The following is a 6,752-nucleotide window of genomic DNA, read 5'->3' on the forward strand; positions in this document are numbered from 1 at the left end:
GGTCGCGCCCGAGCTCTACATCGCCTGCGGCATCTCCGGGGCGATCCAGCACCTCGCAGGGATGAAGGACTCCAAGGTGATCGTCGCGATCAATACCGACGAGGAGGCGCCGATCTTCCAGGTGGCCGATTACGGCATCGTCGGCGACCTGTTCGAGCTGCTGCCGCAGCTCGAAGCGCAGCTCTGATCCGGGAGCCCAGACGATGACCGCGCAGATCATCGACGGCAAGGCCCATGCGGCCGGTCTCGGCACCCGCATCGCTTCGGCAGCCGAGAGCTTCGCCGCGCAGCAGGGCCGCGCGCCCGGCCTCGCCGTGGTGCTGGTCGGCACCGATCCCGCTAGCGAGATCTATGTCCGCTCGAAGGGCCGCATGGCCCGCAAGCTCGGCATGGAAAGCTTCGAGCACGTCCTGCCCGAGGACACCGCGCAGGCGGACCTGCTGGCGCTGGTCCGCCGCCTCAATGCCGACGAGACCGTCGACGGGATCCTGGTGCAGCTCCCCCTGCCCGGCCATCTCGACAGCCTCGCGGTGATCGAGGCGATCGACCCGGCGAAGGATGTCGACGGGCTGCATCCCGCCTCGGCCGGGGCGCTGGTCTCGGGGCTGCCCGGACTGGTCTCCTGCACGCCGCTGGGCTGCCTGATGCTCCTGAAGGCTAGCCTCGGCAATCTCTCCGGGCTCGACGCCATCGTCATCGGCCGCTCGATCCTCGTGGGCAAGCCGATGGCGCAGCTCCTCCTTGGCGAGAGCTGCACGGTGACCATGGCGCATTCGCGCACCAGGGACCTGGCGGAAAAGGTCGGGCGCGCCGATATCGTCGTCGCCGCCGTCGGCCAGGCCGAGATGATCAAGGGCGACTGGATCAAACCGGGCGCCACTGTCATCGACGTCGGCACCAGCCGGGTGATCCGCGACGGCCAGACGCTGCTGAAGGGCGACGTGGATTTCGCGGGCGCCGCCACCCGCGCCCGCGCGATCACGCCGGTTCCGGGCGGCGTCGGGCCGATGACGATCATGACGCTGATGCACAATACGGCGCTTGCCGCCTTCCGCCGCGCGGGCCTGCCCGCCCCGGACCTCTGATGCCCCTGCCGTCCCGCTCCCTCGCGGCAGGCGCAAAGACCGCGCGGAGAGTCCCCTCTCCGCGCGGCAAAACCCGTTTCCCGGCCCGAAAGGCCGTTGCTCTCACCCAATGCTGCGTGCTGACTGGCAGCAAGGCATCTCGCGAAGAAGGAATGTAGGAATGGCAGCTTTTCCCGACAGGGCCAGGGTCGTCATCGTCGGTCTCGGCGGCATCGTCGGCGCCTCGGTCGCGCATCACCTGATCGAGCGCGGCTGGGACGACATCGTCGGCATCGACAAGTCGGCCATCCCGACCGATATCGGCTCCACCGGCCATGCGTCCGACTTCTGCTATGTCACGAGCCACGACCTGCTGAGCACCTGGAGCTCGGTGTACTCGGTCGATTTCTACGAGAAGCTCGGCCATTACAGCCGCATCGGCGGGCTGGAAGTCGCCCGCGTCGGCGATGACGAGCGCATGGAAGAGCTGAAGCGCCGCTGCGACTCGGGCCGCGCCTTCGGCACCCGCGTGAAGATGATCACCCCGGCAGAGGCCAAGGAGAAATTCCCGCTTCTCGAGGAAGACCAGATCCAGGGCGCCATGTGGGACCCGGATGCGGGCCTCGTCGTGCCGCGCTCTCAGACCGTCGCGGGCAAGCTGGTCGATGCCGGCGAGAAATCCGGCAAGCTGCGCGCCTTCGCCAACACCCCGGCGCTGGAGCTGATCCAGGAGAACGGCCGCGTGGTGGGCGTGAAGACCCATCGCGGCACCATCATGGCCGATCATGTCGTGGTCTGCGCCGGCCTCTGGGGCCGCCTGATCGCCGGCATGGTGGGCGAGGACCTGCCGGTCATGCCGGTCGACCACCCGCTGACCTTCTTCGGACCCTATGACGAATTCGCCGGCACCGGCCTGGAGATCGGCCGTCCGCTGCTGCGCGACCAGGGCAACTCCGCCTATATGCGCGACACCGGCGACCCCGCCACCACCGAGGGCGGCCAGATGGAATGGGGCTACTACTACGAGGACGAGCCGCGCATGGTGCATCCGCGCGACATCCTCGAGAAGGGCCAGGCGCGCCTCGGGCCGTCAATGCGCGACCTCGTGCTGGAAGACGTCATCGAGCCGCTCGAGCGCGCGATGGAGCTGACCCCGATCCTCGCCGAGCTCGGCTTCAACGAGAGCCATTCGTTCAACGGCCTCTTGCAGACCACCACCGATGGCGGTCCCTCGATGGGCGAAAGCCGCAAGGTGCGCGGCCTGTGGTACGCGGTCGCGATCTGGGTCAAGGACGCACCCGGCATGGCGAAGCTGATCGCCGACTGGATGACCGACGGGCGCACCCATATCGACCACAACCGGATCGACTATTCGCGCTTCTCCGACTTCCAGCTCGACGAGCAGTTCATCCAGGACCGCTGCTGGGAGACCGCGAAGAAGATCTACAACCCGCCGGTCCATGTGCGCGAGCCCTTCTCCAAGGGCCGGGGCGTGCGCCGCTCGCCCTTCTACGAGCGCGAGGTCGAGCTCGGCGGCTACTTCATGGAACTCGGCGGCTGGGAGCGCGCGCATGGCTATGCCGCGAACGAGCATCTGCTGGAGAAATACGCCGACCAGGTGCCGGTGCGCGAGGCCGAGTGGGACAACCGCCATTTCTGGCGCGTCTCCAATGCCGAGCAGCTGGAAATGTCCGCGGATTGCGGCCTGATCAACCTGTCGCATTTCCACATGACCGACATCTCCGGCCCGGACCATGTCGAGCTGATGGAATGGCTCTGCGCGGCCAAGATCGGCGGCGACGCGAATATCGGCAAGGGCATCTACACCCACATGCTCGATGACGAGGGCATGGTGCGGGCGGACTTCACCGTCTTCCGCATGGCCGACCGCTGCCGCCTGGTGAACGGCGCCGATGCCGGCCCGCGCGACCTCATCTACATGAAGCGCGTGGCGCAGGACCGCGGCCTCGACGTCACCATCGAGGAGACGACCGAGAAGTTCACCACCATCGGCATCTGGGGGCCCAACGCCCGCGAGAACCTCAAGAAGGTCGTCGCGGATCCGGAGGCGCTCAACGTCGAGAACTTCCCCTTCGCCGCCATCCGCCCCGTCGAGATCGCGGGCAAGACGGTCACCGCCTTCCGCATCTCCTATGTCGGCGAACAGGGCTGGGAACTGCACATGGCCTACGAGGACGGGCTCGCTGTCTGGGACGCGCTGCGCTCCACCGGCGTGATCGCGGTCGGCGTGGAGACCTATGCCAACTCCCGCCGCCTCGAGAAGTCGCTGCGCCTGCAGAACGCGGATCTGATCACCCAGTACAACCTGCTGGAGGCCGATCTGGCGCGTCCGAAGGTGAAAGAGGCCGATTTCCGCGGCAAGGCCAAGCATGTCGAGTTCCGGGCGCGCGAGCACCAGCCCGCGATGCTCTGCACGCTGGTGATGACGGAGAACACCGACCAGAACGGCGTGAAGCGCTATCCGAACACCACCATGCCGGTGATGGATCCGGAGACCGGCGCGATTCTCGTCGATAGCGAGGGCCGCCGCTCCTACACCTCCTCGGTGGCCTACGGTCCCTCGGTCGGCAAGAACATCGCGCTGGCCTATCTGCCCTGGGACTACTGCCAGGTCGGTCGCAAGCTGAACGTCACCTATTTCGACGAGACCTATCCGGTCGAAGTCGCTGGCGTCGGCTACGCGCCGCTCTACGACCCGGAGAACAGCAAGCCGCGGAGCTGAAGCGCCCGGCACCACCCCCGCCCGCCCGGGCGGGGGCTTCCTTTCCGGCTGGCGCCCAGTCCTTCGGCGGACGCGGCGCCCTCCGCCATCCCCGCCGCAGCCCTTGCGCCGTCCCGTCGCCTCCGCATTGCCGTTGCCGTTGCCGACGGCGTGCCCGGCATCTGCCCGGCCGCACCAGCCCCGGTCGGCATCCCTGCGCTACTGCCGCGCCGACTGGCGGTCGCGAATCCGGCGTCTGATCCAAGCTCCCGGCACGCCGGTGCAGGCGTCCCCCTCCTCCCCTGTGCTTTCGCAGCTTTGCGCCCGTAAGGCCCGCCTGACCGCCAAGTTGCGGCAAATCTCGCAATCCCATACGAGCAATATCAATTTCTTATGGATTTTCATGTCGAATTTGGAGGAAGCCCGCAGGTCCGATCCTTCTGAAGCCCGGTGCAAGGCGTCGAGCTGCGGACCGCTGCCCGGCAGGCGATTTGGCAGAGCCAGATCTGCCGAGAGGGGGGCCCTGACAGAGAAGAGCTATTCGCAGCGTCGGGTCAGTGCCTTGGCCGGGATCCACCCGCGTGTCTTCAGGCGGCGCGCCTCCAGGCCGGGGGACCATGAGCTGCGCCAGAGCCTGAAGGCGCTCTCCGGAGAGCGCCGGCGCTTCGGCTATCCACTGCCCGGCAGGGCATCGCGAAGCGATGTCCCGAGAGGGGGCGTCTTCACATCCTGCTGCGGCAGGAGGGCTGGACGCTGAACTGGAAGAAGCTCTACCGGATCCACCGGGAAGATATCTTAACGCAACGTAAGCAGGACGGTCGCAAGCTGGCCCTGGGGACCAGGGCGCCGACGGCGCGCCCGCAGGGACCGAACCAGCGCTGGTCGCTGGACTTCGTGTCGGACAGCCTGAGCGACGGCCGCCGCTTCCGGGTGCTCTGCGTGATCGACGACTTCAGCCGGGAATGCCCGGCGACCGCCGTCGACACTTCGTTCTCCGGTCACCGCGTTGCCCGAGCAACTGGATCATGTCGCCGAGGTTAGAGGCCATCCCTGCATGGTGGTCAGCGAGTTGCCAATGGATGCGCCAATGGTCCGGGCACCATTGGCAACGGCACCGGGCTGACCTCGAATGCCATCCGCAAATGGCAGGAGGTGACCTTGCCCCCGGATCCCGGACTGGGGCGATATTCACTATGCGGCCATCGCGGCGGCCATGTCGATCCTTGCCTGCTTGGGCGTGCGGTATCCGATGCGCGAGTGGCGGCGCTTCCGATTGTAAAAGAATGCGATGTATTCGAACAGTGCCGCCTTGGCCTCGCGGCGGGACCGGAACCTGGTACGGTGGACGAGTTCGGTCTTCAAGGAGCCAAAGAAGCTCTCCATGGGGGCGTTCTGCGCCTCCGGATGATCCCCCGGATCATCCGATCCGCTGGCGCGGACCAGCTTGAACTCGAGACAATCTCCTTTCCGGCTCATGGAGGCATTGGCCTTCCATGCATCCAGAAGCCGCCGGTAATCGCCGCTGGCATATTGGATTCCGCGGTCGGAGTGGCAGATCAGCCCTAGCGTCGGCCGCCGGTTCTGCAGAGCCATGCGCATCGCATCGACCGCGAGGCTGCTCTTGAGCCGGTCCGACATCGACCATCCCACGATCTCCATCGTCGCGTTCGCCATCGGTCTCGGACCAGTGGCGACACGATGACGAACTCCTTGACCGCCGCGAGATAGAGCCACCCTTCGTCGGTGGGGACATAGCTGATGTCGGCCAGCCAGATGCGGTCGGGCTCCGAAGCCCGGAAATTCCGCCTAAGCAGGTTCGGGGCGATGCCGAGATTGTGTCGGCTATCCGTCGTCCTCGGGACTTGCCGACCTTTGCGCGGCGGACGGATGTTGCTCGCCATTGTCCTCGGACCAATGGCGGACAAGGGCTCGCTCTTTCATGAGCTTAGCCACCGTCTTCCTGGCAACCTGGATGCCTTGGCCCCGTAGTTCGGCATGGATGCGCGGGGCTCCGTATCGCCGCCGACTGGCCTCAAAGATTGAACGTATCCGCGGCAACAGGGCGTCTCGGGACGCCCGGCGCGCCACCCGTTTCAGGGCGGCGGCACGCCAGGAATAGAACCAGCTCGTGCTCACCGAGAGCACCCGGCACAGCGCGGCTCCGAGCGCGATCCGTCCGAGCGAGCGGGCCGTGCGCTGACGGCGTGCGCGGACGCGTGGGTGGCGATGAACTCCAGCTTTGTGTTCACTGTTTCGCCGCTCACTGAGCGAAGCCGGTCGGTCACGCCACCGGTTCGAGTGACCCGACTGGCGCGGAGGCCTTGCGCATCACCTCCACCTCTTCCTTCAGGCGGTTCTCGCGGCGGAGCTCGGCCAGCTCCGCGGCCTCGGCCTGCTGCCTGCGGATCGCTTCAGCCGATCCCGCGGCCGCCAGCTCGAGCCGCCAGCTTTTCAGCTGCGATGCGGACACGCCGAGTTCCCGGGCGACGCAGCTCTGCGTGGCGCCGGGCTCCGAGAGCCGCGCGACGGCCTGTTCCTTGAACTCGGTAGTGAAGTGGCGGCGGGATTGTCTGCTCATAGGGGGGCCCTCTCTCTGGGAGTACTTTAACTCCCAGTCCGGGGTCCGGGGGCAAGGTCAAGGAGCGCCGGGTCGAATGGCACTGCATCGCTCCAGGGAAACCGATGCAGAACGGCTTCGTCGAGAGCTTCAACGGACGGCTGCGTGACGAATGCCTCAATGAGCACCTGTTCGCAAATCTGCGCCACGCCCGCGGCCTGATCGAGGCCTGGCGCGACGACTACACCCATCACCGCCCCCACACGAGCCTTGGCCTGCTGCCGGTTCCGTGGACACAGAGTTAGGTTCGCAGCACGTGACCTTAGCCCCGACAATCCTCCGAATTAGCGGAGAGTCCGCAAGTTGGATCTTGGGCCTACGCGGCGCGCATTGCCAGCCCCTTCTTTGC

At 66.7% G+C, this 6,752-nt stretch carries 3 protein-coding genes and 3 pseudogenes; 5 read left to right on the forward strand and 1 reads right to left on the reverse strand.

The window, feature by feature from the left end:
- The 4 genes and pseudogenes from FGX59_RS35630 to FGX59_RS39120 form a co-directional block, all read left to right on the forward strand.
- Positions 1-187: electron transfer flavoprotein subunit alpha/FixB family protein (locus FGX59_RS35630; RefSeq protein WP_206078538.1), on the forward strand; the 187-nt coding region annotated here is incomplete at its 5' end.
- Positions 188-203: 16 nt separating this feature from the next.
- Complete coding sequence (locus FGX59_RS35635; RefSeq protein WP_138473312.1) at positions 204-1,085, forward strand: bifunctional 5,10-methylenetetrahydrofolate dehydrogenase/5,10-methenyltetrahydrofolate cyclohydrolase; 882 nt, start codon at positions 204-206, stop codon at positions 1,083-1,085.
- 160 nt (positions 1,086-1,245) lie between these two features.
- Positions 1,246-3,807 (forward strand): FAD-dependent oxidoreductase, encoded by a 2,562-nt coding sequence (locus FGX59_RS35640; protein WP_138473313.1) that lies wholly within the window; start codon positions 1,246-1,248, stop codon positions 3,805-3,807.
- A 466-nt stretch (positions 3,808-4,273) separates the two neighbouring features.
- Positions 4,274-4,938: pseudogene (locus FGX59_RS39120) on the forward strand (DDE-type integrase/transposase/recombinase); the annotation flags it as partial.
- A 39-nt stretch (positions 4,939-4,977) separates the two neighbouring features.
- Here FGX59_RS39120 and FGX59_RS39950 read toward each other — a convergent pair.
- Positions 4,978-6,364 (reverse strand): annotated as a pseudogene (locus FGX59_RS39950) (IS3 family transposase).
- A gap of 59 nt (positions 6,365-6,423) precedes the next feature.
- Between FGX59_RS39950 and FGX59_RS35660 the strand changes: the two are divergent.
- Positions 6,424-6,648, forward strand: a pseudogene (locus FGX59_RS35660) (transposase); the annotation flags it as partial.
- Positions 6,649-6,752: the final 104 nt, after the last annotated feature.

Source organism: Poseidonocella sp. HB161398 (assembly GCF_005870025.1).
GTDB lineage: Bacteria > Pseudomonadota > Alphaproteobacteria > Rhodobacterales > Rhodobacteraceae > Mangrovicoccus.

What these genes read in the sequence shown, in the direction of transcription:
- FGX59_RS35640 (WP_138473313.1), top strand. Translation starts at nt 1,246, where the DNA reads ATGGCAGCTTTTCCCGACAGGGCCAGGGTCGTCATCGTCGGTCTCGGC.
- FGX59_RS35635 (WP_138473312.1), top strand. Translation starts at nt 204, where the DNA reads ATGACCGCGCAGATCATCGACGGCAAGGCCCATGCGGCCGGTCTCGGC.